Annotated in this window: 18 protein-coding genes and 1 tRNA gene; 12 read left to right on the top strand and 7 right to left on the bottom strand. The window is 65.4% G+C overall.

Annotated elements, in window-relative coordinates; translation table 11 throughout:
- Nucleotides 1-13: 13 nt before the first annotated feature.
- From ASH04_RS23810 to ASH04_RS23800, 3 genes are all read right to left on the bottom strand, one after another.
- Complete coding sequence (locus tag ASH04_RS23810) at nucleotides 14-604, bottom strand: DUF3090 domain-containing protein (RefSeq protein WP_027497067.1); 591 nt, start codon at nucleotides 602-604, stop codon at nucleotides 14-16.
- A gap of 135 nt (nucleotides 605-739) precedes the next feature.
- Nucleotides 740-1,459, bottom strand: coding sequence for a histidine phosphatase family protein (locus ASH04_RS23805; protein WP_027497066.1), 720 nt, complete (start codon nucleotides 1,457-1,459; stop codon nucleotides 740-742).
- A gap of 25 nt (nucleotides 1,460-1,484) precedes the next feature.
- Nucleotides 1,485-2,315 carry an undecaprenyl-diphosphate phosphatase gene (locus tag ASH04_RS23800; protein ID WP_057474744.1) on the bottom strand — a complete coding sequence of 277 codons (831 nt, stop codon included), beginning with the start codon at nucleotides 2,313-2,315 and terminating at the stop codon, nucleotides 1,485-1,487.
- A 244-nt stretch (nucleotides 2,316-2,559) separates the two neighbouring features.
- Between ASH04_RS23800 and ASH04_RS23795 the strand changes: the two genes are divergently transcribed.
- From ASH04_RS23795 to ASH04_RS23780, 4 genes are all read left to right on the top strand, one after another.
- Nucleotides 2,560-3,492 carry an aldo/keto reductase gene (locus ASH04_RS23795; protein WP_032365792.1) on the top strand — a complete coding sequence of 311 codons (933 nt, stop codon included), beginning with the start codon at nucleotides 2,560-2,562 and terminating at the stop codon, nucleotides 3,490-3,492.
- A gap of 104 nt (nucleotides 3,493-3,596) precedes the next feature.
- A complete protein-coding gene (locus ASH04_RS23790; protein WP_442971260.1) occupies nucleotides 3,597-4,562 on the top strand; it encodes a heme/hemin ABC transporter substrate-binding protein in 966 nt (321 codons plus the stop codon).
- Nucleotides 4,559-5,626, top strand: a complete 1,068-nt coding sequence (locus ASH04_RS23785; RefSeq protein WP_057474709.1) for a FecCD family ABC transporter permease — start codon at nucleotides 4,559-4,561, stop codon at nucleotides 5,624-5,626. Before ASH04_RS23790 ends, ASH04_RS23785 begins: the two co-directional genes overlap by 4 nt.
- Nucleotides 5,623-6,456, top strand: a complete 834-nt coding sequence (locus ASH04_RS23780; RefSeq protein ID WP_057474708.1) for a heme ABC transporter ATP-binding protein — start codon at nucleotides 5,623-5,625, stop codon at nucleotides 6,454-6,456. Before ASH04_RS23785 ends, ASH04_RS23780 begins: the two co-directional genes overlap by 4 nt.
- Before the next feature lie 21 nt (nucleotides 6,457-6,477).
- Here ASH04_RS23780 and ASH04_RS23775 read toward each other — a convergent pair whose 3' ends face one another.
- Complete coding sequence (locus ASH04_RS23775; RefSeq protein WP_228139215.1) at nucleotides 6,478-7,011, bottom strand: hypothetical protein; 534 nt, start codon at nucleotides 7,009-7,011, stop codon at nucleotides 6,478-6,480.
- Here ASH04_RS23775 and ASH04_RS23770 point away from each other — a divergent pair.
- From ASH04_RS23770 to ASH04_RS23760, 3 genes are all read left to right on the top strand, one after another.
- A complete protein-coding gene (locus tag ASH04_RS23770; protein ID WP_057474707.1) occupies nucleotides 7,010-8,035 on the top strand; it encodes a YncE family protein in 1,026 nt (341 codons plus the stop codon). The two genes, ASH04_RS23775 and ASH04_RS23770, sit on opposite strands and share 2 nt — an antisense overlap.
- A gap of 81 nt (nucleotides 8,036-8,116) precedes the next feature.
- Nucleotides 8,117-8,356 carry a DUF5703 family protein gene (locus tag ASH04_RS23765; protein WP_027497059.1) on the top strand — a complete coding sequence of 80 codons (240 nt, stop codon included), beginning with the start codon at nucleotides 8,117-8,119 and terminating at the stop codon, nucleotides 8,354-8,356.
- A gap of 92 nt (nucleotides 8,357-8,448) precedes the next feature.
- Nucleotides 8,449-9,519 carry a quinone-dependent dihydroorotate dehydrogenase gene (locus ASH04_RS23760; protein ID WP_032408488.1) on the top strand — a complete coding sequence of 357 codons (1,071 nt, stop codon included), beginning with the start codon at nucleotides 8,449-8,451 and terminating at the stop codon, nucleotides 9,517-9,519.
- Between the two features lie 63 nt (nucleotides 9,520-9,582).
- Here the strand turns inward: ASH04_RS23760 and ASH04_RS23755 are convergent, their stop codons facing one another.
- Together ASH04_RS23755 and ASH04_RS23750 are read right to left on the bottom strand one after the other, a co-directional pair.
- Complete coding sequence (locus ASH04_RS23755) at nucleotides 9,583-10,110, bottom strand: YbhB/YbcL family Raf kinase inhibitor-like protein (protein WP_027497057.1); 528 nt, start codon at nucleotides 10,108-10,110, stop codon at nucleotides 9,583-9,585.
- 16 nt (nucleotides 10,111-10,126) lie between these two features.
- Complete coding sequence (locus ASH04_RS23750; protein ID WP_082519407.1) at nucleotides 10,127-11,485, bottom strand: M20/M25/M40 family metallo-hydrolase; 1,359 nt, start codon at nucleotides 11,483-11,485, stop codon at nucleotides 10,127-10,129.
- Between the two features lie 193 nt (nucleotides 11,486-11,678).
- Between ASH04_RS23750 and ASH04_RS23745 the strand changes: the two genes are divergently transcribed.
- From ASH04_RS23745 to ASH04_RS23725, 5 genes are all read left to right on the top strand, one after another.
- A tRNA-Leu gene (locus tag ASH04_RS23745) sits at nucleotides 11,679-11,764 on the top strand.
- A 142-nt stretch (nucleotides 11,765-11,906) separates the two neighbouring features.
- On the top strand, nucleotides 11,907-13,370 hold the full coding sequence (locus tag ASH04_RS23740) for an SDR family NAD(P)-dependent oxidoreductase (RefSeq protein WP_032382054.1): 1,464 nt from the start codon (nucleotides 11,907-11,909) through the stop codon (nucleotides 13,368-13,370).
- 134 nt (nucleotides 13,371-13,504) lie between these two features.
- Nucleotides 13,505-15,001, top strand: a complete 1,497-nt coding sequence (locus ASH04_RS23735; RefSeq protein WP_032370522.1) for a glutamate-cysteine ligase family protein — start codon at nucleotides 13,505-13,507, stop codon at nucleotides 14,999-15,001.
- Between the two features lie 38 nt (nucleotides 15,002-15,039).
- Nucleotides 15,040-16,305: a saccharopine dehydrogenase family protein gene (locus ASH04_RS23730; protein ID WP_032365784.1), complete on the top strand. Its 1,266-nt coding sequence runs from the start codon at nucleotides 15,040-15,042 to the stop codon at nucleotides 16,303-16,305.
- A gap of 5 nt (nucleotides 16,306-16,310) precedes the next feature.
- Nucleotides 16,311-17,639 (top strand): CoA transferase, encoded by a 1,329-nt coding sequence (locus tag ASH04_RS23725; RefSeq protein WP_235580083.1) that lies wholly within the window; start codon nucleotides 16,311-16,313, stop codon nucleotides 17,637-17,639.
- Here the strand turns inward: ASH04_RS23725 and proP are convergent.
- Nucleotides 17,628-19,058: a glycine betaine/L-proline transporter ProP gene (proP, locus tag ASH04_RS23720; protein WP_370878783.1), complete on the bottom strand. Its 1,431-nt coding sequence runs from the start codon at nucleotides 19,056-19,058 to the stop codon at nucleotides 17,628-17,630. The genes ASH04_RS23725 and proP overlap by 12 nt on opposite strands.
- Between the last annotated feature and the right edge of the window lie 150 nt (nucleotides 19,059-19,208).

Raw genomic sequence — 19,208 nt, 5'->3', positions numbered from 1 at the left:
GGTAGTTCGACGGTCAAGACTCGTCGACCTCTGTCACCGGACCGAAGGTGGCACCGCGGCGGTAGCCGTTCGTCCTGATGCAGACGTGTCCCTCGGGGGCGAGCGGCAGGCCGCACAGCGGGCACGGCGCTCGGCCGGCTGCCACGACCAGCTCGGACCGCGCTGCGAACTCGCGAGCCTGAACGGGTGTCAGAAACACTCGAACCGCGTCGGGGCCCTCGTCGGTGTCGTCGAGCACGACGGATTCGTCGACCTCGACCTCACTGACGGCCAACAACTCCACCACGACGGCATTGGCGTCGGCATCCCAACCCAACCCCATCGTGCCGACTCTGAATTCGGTGTCGATCGGGGTCACCAACGGGCTGGTGTCGAGTGTCTCGGCCTCCTCGGTCGGCACATCGGTACCGAAGCGACGCTGCACCTCCTCGAGCAGCAGTCCCATTCGATCGGCCAGCACCTGTACCTGCTGCTTCTCCAACGCGACCGAGACCACTCGGGCATCGTGCACCGCCTGGAGAAAGAACGTTCGGTCACCCGGCTCACCTACGGTCCCGGCGACGAAACGATCAGGGGTGCGAAAAACGTGTATGGCGCGCGGCATTGCACCTCCTAACGACTCGAAAAGCTCCGCGAAACGAATCGCGAACTTCCATTATCGGCCACAGATCGACCGTGGACGGTATTGCTCGCCCTCCAGCCTGCCACCGATCGGGAGATCGGCGGCGAACCGGCATCTCTAGGTGCCCGCGCCGCCGCCCACCACTGCATCGGACGAGTCTGCAACGTCGGGTTTCGCGCCTGCTTCGTCGGACGTCGGCTCTTCCGCCTTCGGCACGAACACGCTCAAGTCGGATCCGGTGTCGTTGGTCCGCAACACGAACGGCCGAGTCGACGTGTAGCGCACGACGCTGATCGACGCCGGATCGGCAACGATCCGCTGGAAAGAATCGAGATGGGCACCCATCGCATCGGACAGCACCGACTTGATCACATCCCCGTGAGAGCAGGCCACCCACAGCACATCCCGGCCGTGGTGGGCGGCCAGCCGCGCATCGTGCTCCCGTATCGCCTGGACCGCGCGTTGCTGCACCGTAGCCAAGCCTTCGCCTTCGGGGAACACCGCCGCGGACGGATGCTGCTGAACGACCTTCCACAGCGGCTCGGCCAGCAGCTCCTTGATGGTTCGACCGGTCCATTGTCCGTAGTCGACCTCGACGATCCTGTCCTCGACCATCGGAGTCAGCCCCAACCGAGTGGCCAGCGGTTCCACGGTCTGCTCGCACCGCAACAACGGAGAGCGCACGATCTCCACGACCGGGAGGACCCCCAGCCGTTCGGCAACCGCCTGTGCCTGCTCTCGGCCCCGGTCGTCGAGCTCCACCCCTTCGCTCCGACCTGCGAGCGTGCCCGCGGTGTTCGACGTCGAACGTCCATGGCGAAGCAAGATGACTGTCATTGCTCCGAGCCTAACGAGGAACGGTTCACGTAGCCGAGACAACCCCGCCGGCCAGCAGACCCAGCACAACCACACCGAGCACGATGCGGTAACCGACGAACCAGTACAGCGAATGGTTCGCGACGAACTTGAGCAGCCAGGCGATCGAGGCATAACCCAGGCCGAACGCGATGATCGTGGCCACCAGCAGCTGTTGTCCCGACGCGGCGAGGCCGGAGCCGACCGGCTCGAAGGCGTCGGGCAGCGAGAACAAGCCGGACGCCGTGACGGCCGGGATCGCGAGCAGGAACGAAAAGCGCACTGCAGCTTCGCGTTCGAGTCCGAGGAACAGACCAGCGCTGGTGGTGGCTCCGGAGCGGGACACTCCGGGAATCAGCGCCAGGCATTGAGCGAGGCCCATGACGATGCCGTCCCTGGTGGTGAGTTTCTCGATCGGCCGTTCCTTGCGACCCAGCCTCTCCGCGACGGCGATTACCACGGCGAAAGCGATCAGCATGAACGCGATGAGATACAGATTGCGCGCACCGGTGCGGATCTGATCCTTGAACAACAGACCCAGAATGCCGATCGGGATGGTGGCGATGATCACGTACCACCCCATGCGGTAATCGAGACCCCGTTCTTCTTTCCTGCGCAATCCGACGAACCAGGCCTTGATGATTCTGACGATGTCACGCCAGAAGAAGAGCAAAACAGCGGCTTCGGTACCCAGCTGCGTCACCGCGGTGAACGACGCGCCGGCGTCCTCGTTCCAGAACACCCCCGACACGATTCGCAGATGACCGGAAGAGGAAATGGGAAGGAATTCCGTCAGTCCCTGGACTGCGCCGAGGATGATCGCCTGCAGCCACGTCATGTCGATCATGCGGCGCCCCGTCCCAGCGTCGAAGCGGACGATTCGATTGTTGCCGGCGCGTGGGCGAGTGCCCGCCCCCTGGATTCGCGATTCACGGGGACGACCGTACCCGGCGCGGCACTTGCGCACCGAGCACAGCGAAGCGGCGCGGCACATTCACACCGAGCGGCGCGGCGCACTACTGTGCACTGGCGGCAGGCCAGTACGAACCCGACGATCACAGGTAAAAGGACATTCGGCACATATGAAGCAGAGATCGGTCGGCACCAGCGGACTTCGGGTGTCGAGGCTCGGCCTCGGCACTCTCGGGTGGGGCAGCGGGACCGATGGGGACGACGCTGCGGCGCAGTTGTCGGCGTTCGCCGAGGCGGGCGGCACCTTGGTCGATACGTCTCCGGCGTACGGCGACGGTCGAGCTCAGCGAGTACTCGCGGAGTTGCTCGACGATGTGGTTCCTCGGCAGGACTTGGTGATCAGCAGTGCCGCGGGGGTCGGTTCGCGGTACGGCCGGTATCACGTCGATTGCTCGAGGCGCGGACTGCTCGGTCAGTTGGACGCAACGCTGCGTGAGCTCGGTACCGACTATCTCGACCTGTGGCAGGTAGCCACGTGGGATCCGATGACCCCGGTCGACGAGGTGGCGGCGACACTCGACTACGCCGTCTCGAGTGGACGGGTTCGCTACACCGGTGCCCGCGGGTATCTGGGCTGGCAGTTGGCCACGGCTGCCGGTGCGGCCGGTATCGGACGGATCGTGTCGACGCAGGCGGAGTACTCACTGTTGGCCCGTGGGATCGAGGACGAACTGGTTCCCGCCGCCCTGCACCACGGCATAGGCATCCTCGCGGCGGTTCCCCTGGCGGGTGGTGTCCTGACGGGTAAGTACCGCAACGGGATTCCGGCCGATTCGCGCGGGGCCGACGAGCTACACGCCGACGCGGTGAACGCGTACCTGACCGACTCGGCGGTAGGTGTCGTCGACGCGGCGGTCACGGCCGCCGATGGTCTTGCCACCTCTCCCCTGGTCGTCGCTCTTGCGTGGGCCCGTGATCGTCCCGGGGTGAGCAGTGCGATCGTCGGTGCCCGCGATCTGGCCCAGTTGATGGGTGCTCTGATGGCCGAAGAGCTCGAACTGCCGGCGGCCATCACGTCGGCCCTGGACGACGTCAGCGGTTGATCGCAGGTGCTGCTCGGCCTGGGGTGAGGTCACCTGAAGGTCGGGCAGGCTAACCTATGGTCGTGATCGTCAAACGCCTCGCCGCCGCGCTGCTGACGGCCGGACTGCTGGTGTCGTGTTCGGTGAACAACTCCGCGGTCCCGGACTCCGGCACGATCGGCCCCCGCACCGCCGTCGTCGACGACCCTGATCCGGAGCCCATCGCGGTCGATCCGGCTGCCGAACTACCGGTCACCGTCACCGGTTTCGACGGCGTGCCCGTCACGATTTCGGACAACAGCAGGATCGTGGCGGCCGACCAGTACGGCACCCTCGCCGAAACGGTGTTCGCGCTCGGACTCGGCGACAATCTCGTCGGGCGCGACACCTCGGCGTCGTTTCCCGCGGCAGCAGACGTACCCGACGTCACCCCTACCGGCCACTCGCTCAGTGCCGAAGGCATTCTCGCGCTGTCGCCGACGGTCGTCCTGACCGACACCAGTATCGGCCCGCGCGCTGTCCAGGATCAGATTCGGGCCGCGGGAATTCCGGTCGTCTACTTCGACCCCGCTCGAACTCTGGCCGGGGTAGCAGGACAGATCGACGCTGTTGCGGCGGCTCTCGGGGTTCCCGACGCCGGTTCCGCACTGGCGCAACGGGCAACCGAAGAGATTGCCGCCGCGACACAGAACGCGCCTCGATCCGACGCGCCGCTGAAGGTTGCGTTCTTGTACATGCGTGGTCCGGCGATCAAGATGCTCGCCGGTCCGGGTTCCGGAGCGGACGCTCTCATCGAGGCGATCGGTGCTCGGGATGCAGGGGTCGAATCGGGTCTGACCGAACAGTTCGTCCCGGTGACCAGTGAGGCACTCATCGCTGCGGCACCCGACGTGATTCTCATGATGACGAAGGGGCTGCAATCGATCGGCGGGATCGACGGGCTCGAGCAGATACCCGGTATCGCGCAGACGCCCGCCGGCCAGCAGCGTCGGGTGGTCGACATGGATGACGGCACCGTTCTCAGTTTCGGTCCGAACACCGGAAAGGTGCTGGCTGCATTGTCGAAGGCCGTCTACGAACCTGCCTCATGAGCGACGTGTCGTCTGCACGGTGGCGGTCGGGTACGACGCGAGTGGTCTCGACGTTCGTCGCGCTGGCGGTCGCGCTGATGGTTCTGGCCTTGGTGTCGGCTGTCGTAGGGCAGGTACCGACGACTCCGGCGGAAGTTCTGGGGAGTCTGACGCATCGGGTGGGCCTCGACATCGGCCCGATGCCCGCTCACCCCAGCGGCGAGGTGACCCTCTGGCAGGTCCGGTTTCCTCGGCTGACCCTCGCGATGCTCGTCGGTGCCTGTCTGGGATGCGCGGGCGCACTGCTCCAGGGTGTGTTCGCCAACCCTCTCGCCGAACCCGGTGTCGTCGGCGTGTCGTCGGGCGCGGCTGTCGGTGCGAGCTCGGTCTTCGTCCTGGGCGGCAGCTTTGCCGGGGTCTGGACCGTTGCGCTCGCAGCCTTCGTGGGCGGACTTGTCACCACGATTGCGGTGTACTTCCTGGCTCGCAATGCCGGCCGAACCGAGGTGGTGACCCTCATCCTCACCGGAGTCGCCGTCAATGCGTTCGCCGGCGGTGTGATCGCGTTCTTCACGTTCGTCGCCAGCCCGGCCGCTCGCGACCAGATCGTCTTCTGGCAGTTGGGATCCCTCGCCGGTGCCACGTGGCAGTCGGTCGCGGTGGTCGGTCCGCTGGCCTTGGTCGGGATCGGAGCGTCGTCGATGATCGCCCGCCGACTGGACCTGCTCGCACTCGGTGAGAACGTGGCGCGCCATCTCGGCGTGAACGTCGAGCGCCTGCGACAGTTCGCCATCGTGGTCGTCGCAGTGCTCGTCGCGTCCGGCGTGGCGTTCACCGGGATCATCCTGTTCGTGGGTCTGGTGGTACCCCACGCCATGCGCATGGTGCTCGGTCCGGCGCACCGGGTACTCATCCCTGCCAGCGCACTCGCGGGAGGCGTGGTCCTCCTCGGGGCCGATCTCGTCACGCGGACGCTCGTGGCGAACGTCGACCTTCCGCTCGGGATGGTGACCTCGTTGGCGGGCGCACCGTTCTTCTTCTGGCTGCTGCGCCGCACCCGGGCTCGTCAGGGCGGCTGGGCATGATCGGGAAGTTCGGTGGACACCGTTCCGACATTCCTGCCGACCCGACACCGGGTTCACGCACCCTGGTCGCCGTGGGGGTCGGCGCACACCGCGGTGACCGGGCCGTTCTGAACGACGTGCATCTCGAGGTCGTCGTCGGAGAGATTCTTGCTCTCGTGGGCCCGAACGGGGCGGGTAAGTCCACGTTGCTGTCGGTCCTGTCCGGAGACACCGAGCCCAGTTCCGGATCGGTACTGCTCGGCGAGAGAGCACTGTCCCGCTTCCGGCCGGTCGACCTCGCGCGACGACGCGCCGTGCTCCCGCAACAGCACGCGATCGGGTTCGCATTCACCGCCGAGCAGATCGTGCGGATGGGCCGAGCTCCGTGGACCGGAACGTCGGCGGTACGCGAGGACGACGCGCAGGTGGCCGCCGCCATGGCCGCCTGCGACGTGTCCGAATTCGCCGGGCGTCCGTTCGGTTCCCTGTCCGGCGGCGAGCAGTCTCGAGTCGCGTTGGCCCGTGTCATGGCACAGCGCACCGCCACGATCATGCTCGACGAACCCACCGCGGCGCTCGATGTGGGACACCAGGAGTCGGTGATGGCCGTGGTGCGTTCACTGGCCGCGTCCGGTCGTGCCGTGGTTGTCGTACTGCACGATTTGGGTCTTGCTGCGGCCTACGCCGATCGGGTCGCGATTCTCGACGCAGGCGAGCTGGTGGCTACGGGACCGCCCCGGCAGGTTCTCACCGCCGAGCGGCTCCGCCGGATCTACCGACACCCGGTCGATGTCTTCGACCACCCCGTCACCGGTGAGCAACTGGTGATCCCGAAGCGGGGGCAGGAGTGAAGCCTGCGGAACGACCAGGGTTCAGAAACCCTCCAGCGCAGAGTTGACGCGATTGAAGAAGGCCCGGACTGCCGTGTCTCGCAGTGACACATCCGACAGCTGCTGAGCATGAGCGACAGCGTCACGAACCACCCCGATGATGCTGCGTTCGTCGGTCAGATCGATCTCGGTGACCGAGTGTTCGGCGACGGCGTCCACTTCGGTTCGATCCGGCACGGCCGACACGACATCGGCCCGATAGATCTTCACGTAGAGCGTGCTGCGCTGCACTCTGAACGCGAACGCGCGTCCGTCGTCTGTTCTGCCGAAGCCGTTGGCGTGCGTACCCGCATTCACTTCCTCGACCACGAAGTGCGTTCCTTCGGATCCCACATCCGCTCCCATGTCGTGCTCGTTCACGAATTCGATGCCGATCGAACACGCTACCGTCTCCGCGCCCCCGACGAACGGCACCGAGTCCCGGGCTGTCGATTTCGCCGAGGTCGACGCGCGCTGGTACAGATGTGGCAGCGCCTTACCAGGGGCAGTCACCACAGGAAGTAGGTTCGGTTCCATGCGAACACCGTCGGCACGTACGGCCAGGACGGCAGTGGCGTCCGCGCTCGCCGTCGTCACACTCGTCGGTTTGGGTGGCTGCTCGAGCGAGGACGAGAACGCCGACGAGATCTCCGTCGAGCCGCAGCCGCCTGCCTTGTCCCCCGCGACTGCAGTGGCTCCGGCCGGAGTCGTCCGCGCCTTCGCTCCCGTGGACGCACTGACTTTCGATTCTGCAACGCGCACTCTGGTTGCCCTGACCGACGCGTCGACCACCGTGAGCCTGGTGGACGGGGAGGCGTCGAGCGAGCCCCGCGTGGTGGATCTGGGCGGATCCGCTGCAGAGCTGGTCGCCGGACGGGACTCGAGTGTCTTGGTTCCGATGGACGGCGTTCTCTCGAGGATCACCGTGGCAGACGGTCAGCGCACCGATACCGCCGTCGACGGCCGGACTCTGTCGGCTGCCGATCTACCCGACGGCACCACGGCGGTCGGTGACGCCACCGGGCGTATCAGCATTCTCGACGCCGCCGGACAGGTGACGAGCACCGTCTCCGGACCGGGCGTGACCTCGGCCGACGCGTTGGCCAGCACACCGGACGGTGTCTCGGTACTCGATCGCCGCCAGACCTCGATCACCGATCTGAACCTCGACGACGACACCCTCGGTGTGGCCCTGCGCGCGGGCGAAGGCGCCGCCGAGATGACCAGCGACGAGTACGGACGACTTCTGGTCACCGACTCGACCGGCACCGAGCTGCTGGTCTTCACCTCGCACGATCTGCTGATGCGGCAACGGTTTCCGGTCGGGTCCGCGCCCTGGGCGATCGCCTACGATGAACAATCCGGTATTGCATGGGTCACCTTGCCGGCTCGCAACGAGGTGGTCGGGTACACACTCGACACCGGAATTCCGGTCGAGGCGCAACGGTTGCCCACTGTGCGACAGCCGAACTCGGTTGCCGTCGACGCGGATACCGGCGATCTGTACGTGGGATCGGCGACCGGGGACGGGCTGCAGCGCATCCCCGCCGCGGGCCGTTGACCTGCCGAATCGGCAGGGGACGGTACCCGCAGGAACGACCCTCGAGAATGGTGGAGGCACGTGAACGCACACGAGAATTCGATGCCGGGCCGAGCGAAGATGCCCGTCGGGTGGGAGGTGTCCCCGTCCGACGACTGGGAGTACGTCCCTCTCCGGTTGCCACCGGACGTCACTCGCGTGACCGCATCGATGCGGCTCGCGATTCAGGCCGAATTCGGCGGCTGGGAGCTGTCTCGGGTACGTCTGTACACCGACGGAAGTCGCCGCGTGTTGCTCAAGCGCAAGAAAACCGCCCATCATGTGCCGGAGCCCGGAATCTGACCGGCTCGACGACAGCATCGATCGACTCCGAACAACGACCCTGAAGTACCGACCCTGAAGTACCGACCGGAAAGAAGACCGTGGGAGACCGTCTGTACCGCGTCCTGTTGCGCCTGATGTTCCTCGTATCGCCGGAGAGGATTCATCACCTCGCGTTCGGTGTTCTCAGGGCTGTTGCGGCGCTTCCTCCGCTTCGTAAGCTGGCAAGTGCACTGTTCGTCGTCGACGATCCGCGGTTGCGTTCGACGGCATTCGGAATCGAATTTCCGGCACCCCTCGGGCTTGCGGCCGGGTTCGACAAGAATGCCGATGGCATCGATGCGTGGGCCCCGCTGGGGTTCGGGTTCGCCGAGATCGGCACCGTGACTGCGCAGGGGCAACCCGGCAACCCGACGCCTCGTCTGTTCCGGCTGCCTCTCGACCGCGCGATCATCAATCGGATGGGCTTCAACAACCACGGTGCGGAGTACGCGGCCGCGAAACTGCGTTCGCGCAGAACGCGGATTCCCATCGGTGCGAACATCGGCAAGACGAAGATCGTCGAGCCGGCGGATGCCGCCGCCGATTACACCACCAGCGCCCGCTTGCTAGGCCCTCTGGCAGATTTTGTCGTCGTCAATGTCAGCTCCCCCAACACGCCGGGTCTACGGGATCTGCAGGCCGTCGAGTCGTTGCGGCCGATTCTGGTTGCTGTGCAGTCGGTGGTGTCGGTGCCGGTTCTAGTCAAGATTGCGCCGGACCTGTCCGACGAGGACATCGACGCCGTCGCTGATCTGGCTGTCGAACTCGGCCTCGACGGCATCGTGGCGACCAACACGACTGTCTCTCGCGACGGACTCCGTACCGACGCGGAGGCGGTCGCGGCCATCGGTGCAGGCGGGCTGTCCGGTGCTCCACTGCAGGCTCGCTCGCTGGACGTCATTCGGCGCCTCTACCGCCGGGTCGGGACGCAGCTGACGCTGATCTCGGTGGGAGGAATCGAAACGGAAGAGCAGGCCTGGGAACGTATCGTTGCCGGTGCGTCCCTGGTGCAGGGATACACCGGGTTCATCTACGGCGGACCGCTGTGGATCAGGAACATCAACCGTGGTCTGCTGTCCCGACTCGAGCAGCACGGATTCGCTCGTCTGGCCGACGCAGTGGGTTCGGAGAACAGGCACTGACACCCCCGTCGTGCGCGTTTTGCGTACCCAGAGGTACGCAAAACGCGCACGACGAGACCCAGATCAGGCCTCGTAGGTACCCGTGATCACGGCACGTCCGATGGCGTGCGAGAACAGGTTGAACCCGAGGTACGCCGGGGTCGCCGTCTCGTCGACCTCGAGCCGATCGACGTCCACGGCGTGCACCGCGATGAAGTAGCGGTGTGGGCCGTGGCCTGCGGGTGGGGCAGCACCGATGTACCGGAACAGGCCCGCGTCGTTCTTCAGCGTCACGGCCGTACTGGGCACCCCGGTTCCACCGTCGTCGCCTGCTCCCGAGACCAGCGACGTCGTCTCGACCGGAATGTTCGCCACGGCCCAATGCCAGAACCCCGAGGCGGTCGGTGCGTCGGGATCGTAGACCGTCACCGCGAAGCTCTTGGTGCCCTCGGGAAATCCGGACCAGGACAGCTGCGGGGAGTTGTCGTGTCCACCGGCTCCCATGATTCCGCTGACCTGCTGGGCCTTCAGGGGCTTGCCGTCCTGCACATCCTCGGACGTCAACTCGAAGGACGGTAGGTCCGGAAGCGAGTCGTATGGGTTGTACGCCACGATGGTTCCTTTCGTATCAGCTGTGCATCAAGAAGTGCTCGAGCACCTGTGTGCCGAACTCCAACGACTCCACGGGTACTCGTTCGTCGATGCCGTGAAACAACGCCGCGAAATCGAGTTCGGGCGGAAGCTTGAGCGGAGCGAACCCGAAGCAACGAATTCCGATGCGCGCGAACGCCTTTGCGTCGGTGCCGCCGGACAACATGTACGGCACGGTGCGGCCGTTGGGGTCGTGCGCGAGGACCGCGTCGTTCATCGCGTCGACGAGATCCCCGTCGAATGTGGTCTCGTACGGTTCGAGCTTGGTGATCCATTCCCGTTCGACATTCGGGCCGATCAGTTCGTCGACCTCCTTCTCGAAGGCGGCCTGGCGTCCAGGCAGCACGCGGCAATCCACCACGGCCGTCGCGGTCTGCGGGATCACGTTGGCCTTGTAGCCGGCCGAGAGCATCGTGGGGTTCGCCGTGTCGCGCAGTGTCGCGCCGACGATGCGGGCGATGCTGCCGAGTTTGAGCAGCGTGCCGTCGATGTCCGGTGACGTCGGATCGAAGTCGAGTCCGGATTCCTCGGAGACCGCCTGCAAGAACTGCGACACGGACTCGGTGAGCACCAGGGGGAATGTGTGATTGCCCAGTTTCGCGACGGCCTCGGCCAGGTAGGTCACGGCGTTGTCGTCGTGCAGGAACGATCCGTGTCCGGCCCGCGCCTTCGAGGTCAGCCGCATCCACGCCAGACTCTTCTCGGCGGTTTCGACCATGTACAGCCGCTTCTCGGTGCCGTCCGGTCGAGCGACCGTCAGAGAGAACCCGCCGACTTCGCCGACTGCCTCCGTCACGCCCTCGAACAGATCCGGTCGGTTGTCGACCAGCCAGTGCGATCCGTACTTGCCGCCTGCCTCCTCGTCGGCGAGGAACGCGAACAGGATGTCGCGGGGCGGAACCGTGCCGTTCGACTTGAACTGGCGGGCCAGCGCCAGTGCCATCCCGACCATGTCCTTCATGTCCACGGCACCTCGACCCCAGACGTAGCCGTCTTCGACGGCTCCGGAGAACGGGTGCACACTCCAGTCGGCCGGCTCGGCCGGGACGACGTCGAGGTGTCCGTGTACGAGCAGAGCTCCACGGGACGAGTCGGCACCGCGCAGCCAGGCGAAGACGTTGCCGCGTCCGGGGGCACCGGATTCGACGTACTCGGTCTCGTACCCCACCTCTTCGAGCTTGCTCGCCACCCATTCGGCGCATTCCTTCTCGCCGACCGTGGTGTCGAGTTCGCCGGTGTTCGAGGTGTCGAACCTGATCAGAGAGCTGACCAGCTCCACCACTTCGTCGAGAGCGACGGTGGGAGCGCGTTCTCCTCGGCTTCGGGCATTGCTCACTTCGGGATCGTTCGAATCGTTTGCCACATCGTCGTTCCTACCATCACCGAGGGGTCGGGGCACCACCGAAAACCGCTCGACGCATGAACTGACGTGGGGATTTGGGTTATCGGGAACCCGTCGGATAATCTTACGCAGCGCACAGCGACCAGCTGTGAGAGCAACAAGAGAATATGCGGCAACGGTCGCACATGTCCGAGTGGCGGAATGGCAGACGCGCTAGCTTGAGGTGCTAGTGTCCTATTAACGGACGTGGGGGTTCAAGTCCCCCCTCGGACACCGTCTGAATGTTGTTCACAGACAAAGATTTTCAAAGATCTGAGTTGAGACAGACGAAACTGACCCTGATTCTTCGGAATCGGGGTCTTTTTCGTTGTTCTCACGTCGACGGCTCGACCGGGCCGATGCTAGGAGACTGAAGATGGACTCGATCGACCCCACCGATCTCGACACGTGTCTGCGGGTGCTCGCACAAGCCGCCGAGCTGGACAAGAACCATCCGGATTCCATCGCCGTCCAGCGGGCGTCCGGTGCCATGTTCAAAGATCTCAAGCGTGCTCGACGCGTTGCCGCACGCAACGCCGTCAACGCAGCCGACCGGGCAGTCGTGGCGGCCACGGCGACCGGATCCCCGGATCGTATCGACGACGAGACCGCAGGTCTGTCCCTCACCTCGCGCGCCGAGGGTGAGATCGCGGGCACCTTGATCAGGGCGCGCCCGTGCTACATCTGCAAGCAGCGCTACACCGATGTCGATTCGTTCTACCACCAGCTGTGTCCCGAGTGCGCGGCGCTCAACCGCGGCAAACGCAACGCACGAACCGACCTGTCCGGCCGGCGAGCACTGCTGACCGGAGGTCGGGCGAAGATCGGCATGTACATCGCCCTTCGGCTGCTCCGCGACGGCGCACACACGACGATCACCACGCGTTTTCCCAACGATGCCGTGCGCCGGTTCGCTGCGATGGACGACAGCGATCAGTGGTTGCACCGCCTGCGCGTCGTCGGTATCGATCTACGAGACCCCGCTCAGGTTGTGGCACTTGCCGATTCGGTCGCCGCCGAGGGACCGCTCGACATCCTGATCAACAATGCTGCGCAGACGGTCAAGCGCTCCCCCGGCTCGTACAGCGCGCTGGCCGACGCCGAAGCGGAACCGTTGCCCGCGGCACTGACCGACGGTGCCGGGCCGCAACGGATCACGTTCGGCAAGACCAGCGACGCCCACCCTGCGTCGTTGGCCAGCTCGTTGCCGGCCACGGCGATCGGCGGTCAGCAGGTCTCGGCGACTCTGAGTGCAGACGACGTCGCGTCTCTGGCGATGGTGGCGGGTTCGGTGACAGCGGAGCGCATCGAGAACGGACTGGCGATCGACGCGGGCGGCCTGGTGCCCGACCTCGCCGAGACCAACAGCTGGATTCACACCGTCGAGCAGGTCGATCCGGTCGAGTTGCTCGAAGTGCAGCTGTGCAATTCCGTGGCACCGTTCATCCTCGTCTCACGCCTGCGCGCGTCGATGGAGGCGTCACAGGCTCGACGCAAGTACGTGGTCAACGTTTCTGCCATGGAGGGTCAGTTCGGTCGGGCATACAAGGGCCCGGGGCATCCGCACACCAACATGGCCAAGGCGGCATTGAACATGCTGACCCGCACCAGTGCCAAGGAGATGGTGGAGAGCGGCATCCTGATGACCGCCGTCGACACCGGATGGATCACCGACGAGCGCCCGCACCCCACCAAGATGCGGCTGGCCGACGAGGGCTTCCACGCGCCGCTGGATCTGGTCGACGGTGCTGCGCGGGTGTACGACCCCATCGTGCAGGGCGAACTCGGAGTCGATCTGTACGGCTCGTTCCTCAAGGATTACCAGCCCTCGCCCTGGTGACGATCGGCCCCGGGGTCGTTCCTCCGGGCGATTCTGCACGTGGATGCCCCGGAGCAACCCCGGGCTGCGATACTCGGAAACGACGCCGTCTCGCGTGAGCGAACGGCACCGAGACACAGCGTGAGGCGGTCACCATGGGCGAGGATGTCGAACGCCGAAAGTTCACCAGACAGGACCGACACCAGTTTCGGCAGAAGGTTCAGGACTGTCTAGACGCGTTGGCCATCATGTTGGCCGACGAGACGTTCCAGGTCGGCGAACCCCAGATCGGCATGGAGATCGAGCTCAACCTCGTAGACGAGGACATGGCACCGTCGATGGCCAATGCCGAGGTACTCGACGCCATCGCCGATCCTGATTATCAGACCGAGCTGGGCCAGTTCAACATCGAGATCAACGTCGATCCTCGACCGCTGCGGGGCTCGTCGATCGCCGAGTTGGAGACGGATCTGCGGCGATCGCTGAATGCTGCCGACGAGCGGGCCCGTGGCTCGGGTAGTCGACTTGCCATGATCGGCATGCTCCCGACTCTGACGAAGGAACACTTCGAACACCGCTGGCTGTCGGCGAATCCGCGATACGACCTACTGAACCAGCAGATCTTCGCCGCCCGTGGTGAGGACATCGAACTGAAGATCGCGGGCGTGCGTCTGCCCGGGTCTGCGGCCGCCGAGAACCTCGATATCGTGACCGACACGATTCTGCCCGAAGCGGCCTGCACGTCCGTCCAACTGCATCTGCAAGTCGCCCCTGACGAGTTCGCGTCGTATTGGAATGCCGCACAGGCGTTGTCGGGTGTTCAGGTTGCGCTCGCCGCGAATTCGCCGTTCCTCGCCGGGCGTGCACTGTGGCACGAGACCCGCATACCGTTGTTCGAGCAGGCCACCGATACGAGGCCGCAGGAACTCAAGAACCAGGGAGTTCGCCCGCGAGTGTGGTTCGGGGAGCGATGGATCACCTCGATCTTCGACCTGTTCGAGGAGAACTCGCGCTACTTCCCCGCCCTGCTCCCGGTGTGCAGCGAAGAGGACCCCAAAGCCGCTCTGGCCCGAGGTGATACACCGTCGCTGTCGGAACTGCGGATGCACAACGGAACCGTGTACCGGTGGAACCGGCCGATCTACGATCGATCCGGCGACGGGCACCACATCCGGCTCGAGAACCGCGTTCTGCCTGCCGGACCGACAGTCGTCGACACCCTCGCCGATGCCGCGTTCTACTACGGCACCGTACGGGCTCTCGCGGATGCCGATCGGCCCCTGTGGTCGCAGATGTCGTTCGATGCCGCCGAGGAGAACGTGCACTCCGCGGCGCGCGGCGGGTTCGATTCGATGCTCTACTGGCCCGAGGTCGGCTGGGTGAGTCCGCAGGAGCTGGTACTGCGCCGATTGCTTCCGATGGCCGAGGCCGGTCTCGCCGCGTACGGCGTCGACTCTGCCGTACGTGACCGCTATCTCGGCATTATCGAAGCGCGGTGCCTGGCCAAGCAGTCGGGTTCGGGGTGGCAGCGAGCCGCCGTCGTCGCGCGCGAACGGGCCGGCGATACTCGGGAGCAGGCTCTCGCGGGGATGTTGGGAGATTACGTGGACAGGATGGACACGGGAGAACCCGTGCACACCTGGACCCACTAGCCGACGCTGCCGGCGGCGTCCGCGTTAGTGTCGTAACCATGACTACGTCCGACTCGGATTTCACCTCAGGCCCCGACCGCACCCACGACATCGTCGTCTACGGCGTCACCGGATTCGTAGGAAAGCTGACGGCGAAATACCTCGCCGAACACGCGCCTGCCGACACCCGTATCGCGCTGGCAGGCAGGTCCACCGGACGCATCGAGGCAGCGCGAAAGGAACTGGGACCCACCGCCCAGAACTGGCCCGTCATCGAAGCCGACGCCGCCGACACCGCTGCGCTGCGATCCATGGCCGAATCGACCCGAGTCGTCATCACGACGGTCGGCCCGTATGCCAAGTACGGCATGCCACTGGCGACTGCGTGCGCCGAGGCCGGAACCGACTATGTCGACCTCACCGGCGAGGTGCTCTTCGCTCGCGAGAGCATCGATACCAACCACGAGATCGCACAACGTACCGGTGCCAGGATCGTCCACTCGTGTGGGTTCGACTCGGTTCCGTCCGACATCGGTGTCCACGCTTTGTACGAGGCCGTCACGGCCGACAATGCGGGCGAACTCACCGACACCACGCTCGTGGTCACCTCGATGTCGGGCGGGGTCAGTGGCGGTACCGTCGACTCGCTCCGTGGTCAGATCGAGGCCATGAAGAAGGACAAGCGGGCCCGACGCATCGCGGCCCGTCCGTATTCGCTGAGCCCCGATCGAAGCCTCGAGCCCCAGCTCGGCCGCCAACTCGATACCGTGCTCATCGACGGAAAGAAGATCGATCCGAGCCTGCGCGGGTGGAAGGCTCCGTTCGTGATGGCCTCGTACAACACACGAGTCGTGCGGCGTACCAATGCACTTCGAGACTGGGCCTACGGAAAGCAGTTCCGGTACAGCGAGGTGATGAGCGTCGGCTCGTCCGTCGTCAGCCCGGTGCTCGCCGGTGCACTGTCGGCAGGACTGTTCGTCGGAGTGTCGGCCATGACGGTACTGCCGGGCAAGGTGCTCGATCGCATCCTGCCCAAGCCCGGTAGCGGCCCCAGTGAAAAGGCTCGAGAGAAGGGCCATTTCACGGTCGATCTATACACCCTGACGACGTCCGGGGCGCGATACCGGGCCCGGGTCAAGGCGTCCGGCGACCCCGGCTACAAGGCGACGGCGGTCATGCTCGCCGAGTCCGCACTCGCGCTGGTTCTCGGTGGAGACGCACTGCCGAAAGCCAGCGGAGTTCTCACTCCCGCAACCGCCATGGGCGACGTTCTGGTGGACCGTCTGAATGCGGCCGGCATGGAGATCTGGGCCAAGCGGAACTGATTGCGGTGCAGGGAACGCCGGGCACCACTGGATATCTCGCATCGACGCTTCCGGTCGCGGCGCTCGCCGCCGAGTCGGTCGGTGCCCTCGGCACCGCCGTCGCCCAGTTGCAAAGCGCGCTGGGATCGGTGACGACGGAATCCGAGGCGGTGACGCCGACAGCGTCCCTGGCGCGTATCGCCGCGTCGTTCATGGGCGACACCGTGTTGCGGATCGACGGCGAGCCGGTGCAGGGTTTCGCCGATCTGTCCGGCTTCTTCCCGGTGTCCGACGGTTGGGTGAGAACCCACGCCAACTACCCACACCACCGAAAGGCATTGCTCGGTGTGGTGGGCCTCGGTGGCGCCGGCTCGGCGGAGTCGATCGACATGTTCGGCGATCGACTCCGCGGAATGTCCGGGTTCGAGCTCGAAGAGCTGTGCGCGGCGTCGGGCGCTCTGGCCGTGCGGGTGCGCACGGAAGAACAATGGTCCGCTCACCCCGCTGGTATTGCTGCAAGCTCCGGTCCGGTCGTTACACGAGGTGCGGCTGATCCGGCTGCCCGAGTGCGCATTCCGTCGTTCCGGCCGCTTCCGTCGCTTCGGCCGCGGGGTGCCGAATACCCGTTGGCGGGGATCCGGGTGCTCGATCTGACGCGGGTGATTGCCGGTCCTGTCGCTACGCGCGCTCTCGCACTTCTCGGTGCCGATGTGCTCCGTGTCGATTCGCCCCGGCACCCGGAACTGCCCTGGCAGCATCTCGAGAACGGCCAGGGCAAGCGGTCGGCCCTGCTGGACCTGGACACAGCGGAGGGACTCGATCGGGTGCTCGGGCTGCTCGACTCGGCCGACGTGCTCGTCACCGGGTATCGGCCGGGGGCCCTCGATCGTTTCGGCCTCGAAGACCGGGCGGACCTCGTCCACGGGCGCATCAGCGCATGGGGCACAGAGGGTCCCTGGTCGCGGCGGCGGGGCTTCGACAGCCTCGTTCAGGCCGCCTGCGGTATCTCTGTTCTGGAAGGCCGTGACGGTCGGCCCGGTCGGCTCCCGGCTCAGGCGCTCGATCATGCGAGCGGTTATCTGCTGGCTGCCGGAATCGTCTCGGAACTGGCGGCGCGCGTAGAAGGGTCGGGCACTGCGGCACCGGTCGACGTCGCGCTCGCAGCGACCGCGGCGTGGCTGACCGGTCTTCCCGGGCGCGACCCCGAACACGGCCCCGCCGCGCTACCGCCACCCGAGTGCGTGGTCACGCACGGCTCGGTGACGGCAGCGAGACCGGTGTTCGACTGCTACTCCGACTACGCGTACCCGGCTCACGTCTGGGGTAGCGACGAGGCCGGTTGGTTACCGCGCTGACCGGTCTGCGGAGCTACTCCCGGTCAGCGCAGACGCCTCGGTGTACAGATCCTTGGCCTCTTCGGTCGAATCCACCTGGGGCGGAGAACCATCGAGCGGCTGAGTAGCCGACTCGCGGAGGAAACCGACGGCGATCAGACCGATGACGCCGCTGATGATCAGGTAGTAGGCCGGGATCATGGTGCTGCCGGTGGAACTGACCAGGGCCGAGGTGACCAGTGGTGTGGTGCCGCCGAAGATCGACACCGACAGGTTGAATCCGATCGACAGTGCGGCGTAGCGCACGCGCGTCGGGAACAGTGCAGGCAAGGTGGAGGCGCTGGGTGCGGCGAAGCACGCCAGCACCACTCCCAGTAGCAGGCACGCAATCAGAGGCCCGATCCATCCGCTGCGCTGAATCAGCAGGAAGCATGGGATGGCCAGGACTATCTGTCCGATGGCACCGAACACGAACACCGGCTTGCGGCCGATTCGGTCGGTCAGCCGACCGACGGCAACGATGATGGACACGACCACGACCATCGCGGACAGGACCAACAGATCGGCGCTGAGCTGGCTGCGACCGACCACCTCGGTGAAGTACGTGGGCAGGTACGAGGTCACCATGTAGTTGGTGACGTTGTACAGCAACACGATTCCCATGCAGATGAGCAGTGCTTTCCAATGGACCGTGAAGATCTTTCCGATCGAGCTGCGTCCGGTCTCCTGCGCCTTGACCTTGGAGTCGTGCTCGTCGAGTTGCTTGCGGAACGCGGGGGTGTCCTCCAGCTTGAGGCGCAGGTACAAACCGATGATGCCCATCGGCCCAGCAATGAAGAACGGTATGCGCCAGCCCCATTCGATCATGGTGGCGTCGCCCAGTACCGCATTGAGAATTGTCACTAATCCGGACCCCATCGCGTATCCGACGAAAGTGCCGAAGTCGAGCCAACTGCCGAGGAAACCTCGTCTTTTGTCGGGTGAATATTCGGCGATGAAGGTCGTGGCACCGCCGTATTCACCACCGGTGGAGAACCCCTGAACCAAGCGGGCGACGAGCAGCAGGATGGGAGCCCAGATTCCGATCGAGTCGTAGCTGGGAATCAGTCCGACGGCCAACGTACCGATCGACATCATGATCATGGTGGCGGCCAGGACCTTCTGGCGTCCGATGCGGTCGCCGAGAGGGCCGAAGAAGAGTCCACCGAGTGGCCGTACTACGAACGCGGCCGCGAACGTGGCGAAGGTCGACAGCAACTGGACTGCGGGTGACGCGTCCGGGTAGAACACCTTGCCCAGTGTCGCGGCCAGATAGCCGTACACACCGAAGTCGAACCATTCCATCGTGTTGCCCAGTGCCGCAGCAGACACGGCCCGCTTGAGCATGGGCTGGTCCACGACCGTGATGCTTTCTTCCGACATCGCCGGCTTGCGACGCATACGTTTGAAGAATGCGTCACGCCGCAGACGCTGTACGTGGCGCTGGCCCCATTTCGGGATCTGGGGTGACGACTCGGGCGATTCTGGACCTTGCGCAACCGTCATTGCAGCAACGTTAGCGAGCGCAATGACCAGCATACAAACACCGAA

Source organism: Rhodococcus sp. Leaf233 (genome assembly GCF_001426165.1).
Taxonomy (GTDB): domain Bacteria; phylum Actinomycetota; class Actinomycetes; order Mycobacteriales; family Mycobacteriaceae; genus Rhodococcoides; species Rhodococcoides fascians.
This window is presented reverse-complemented; position numbering and strand designations above follow the sequence as displayed.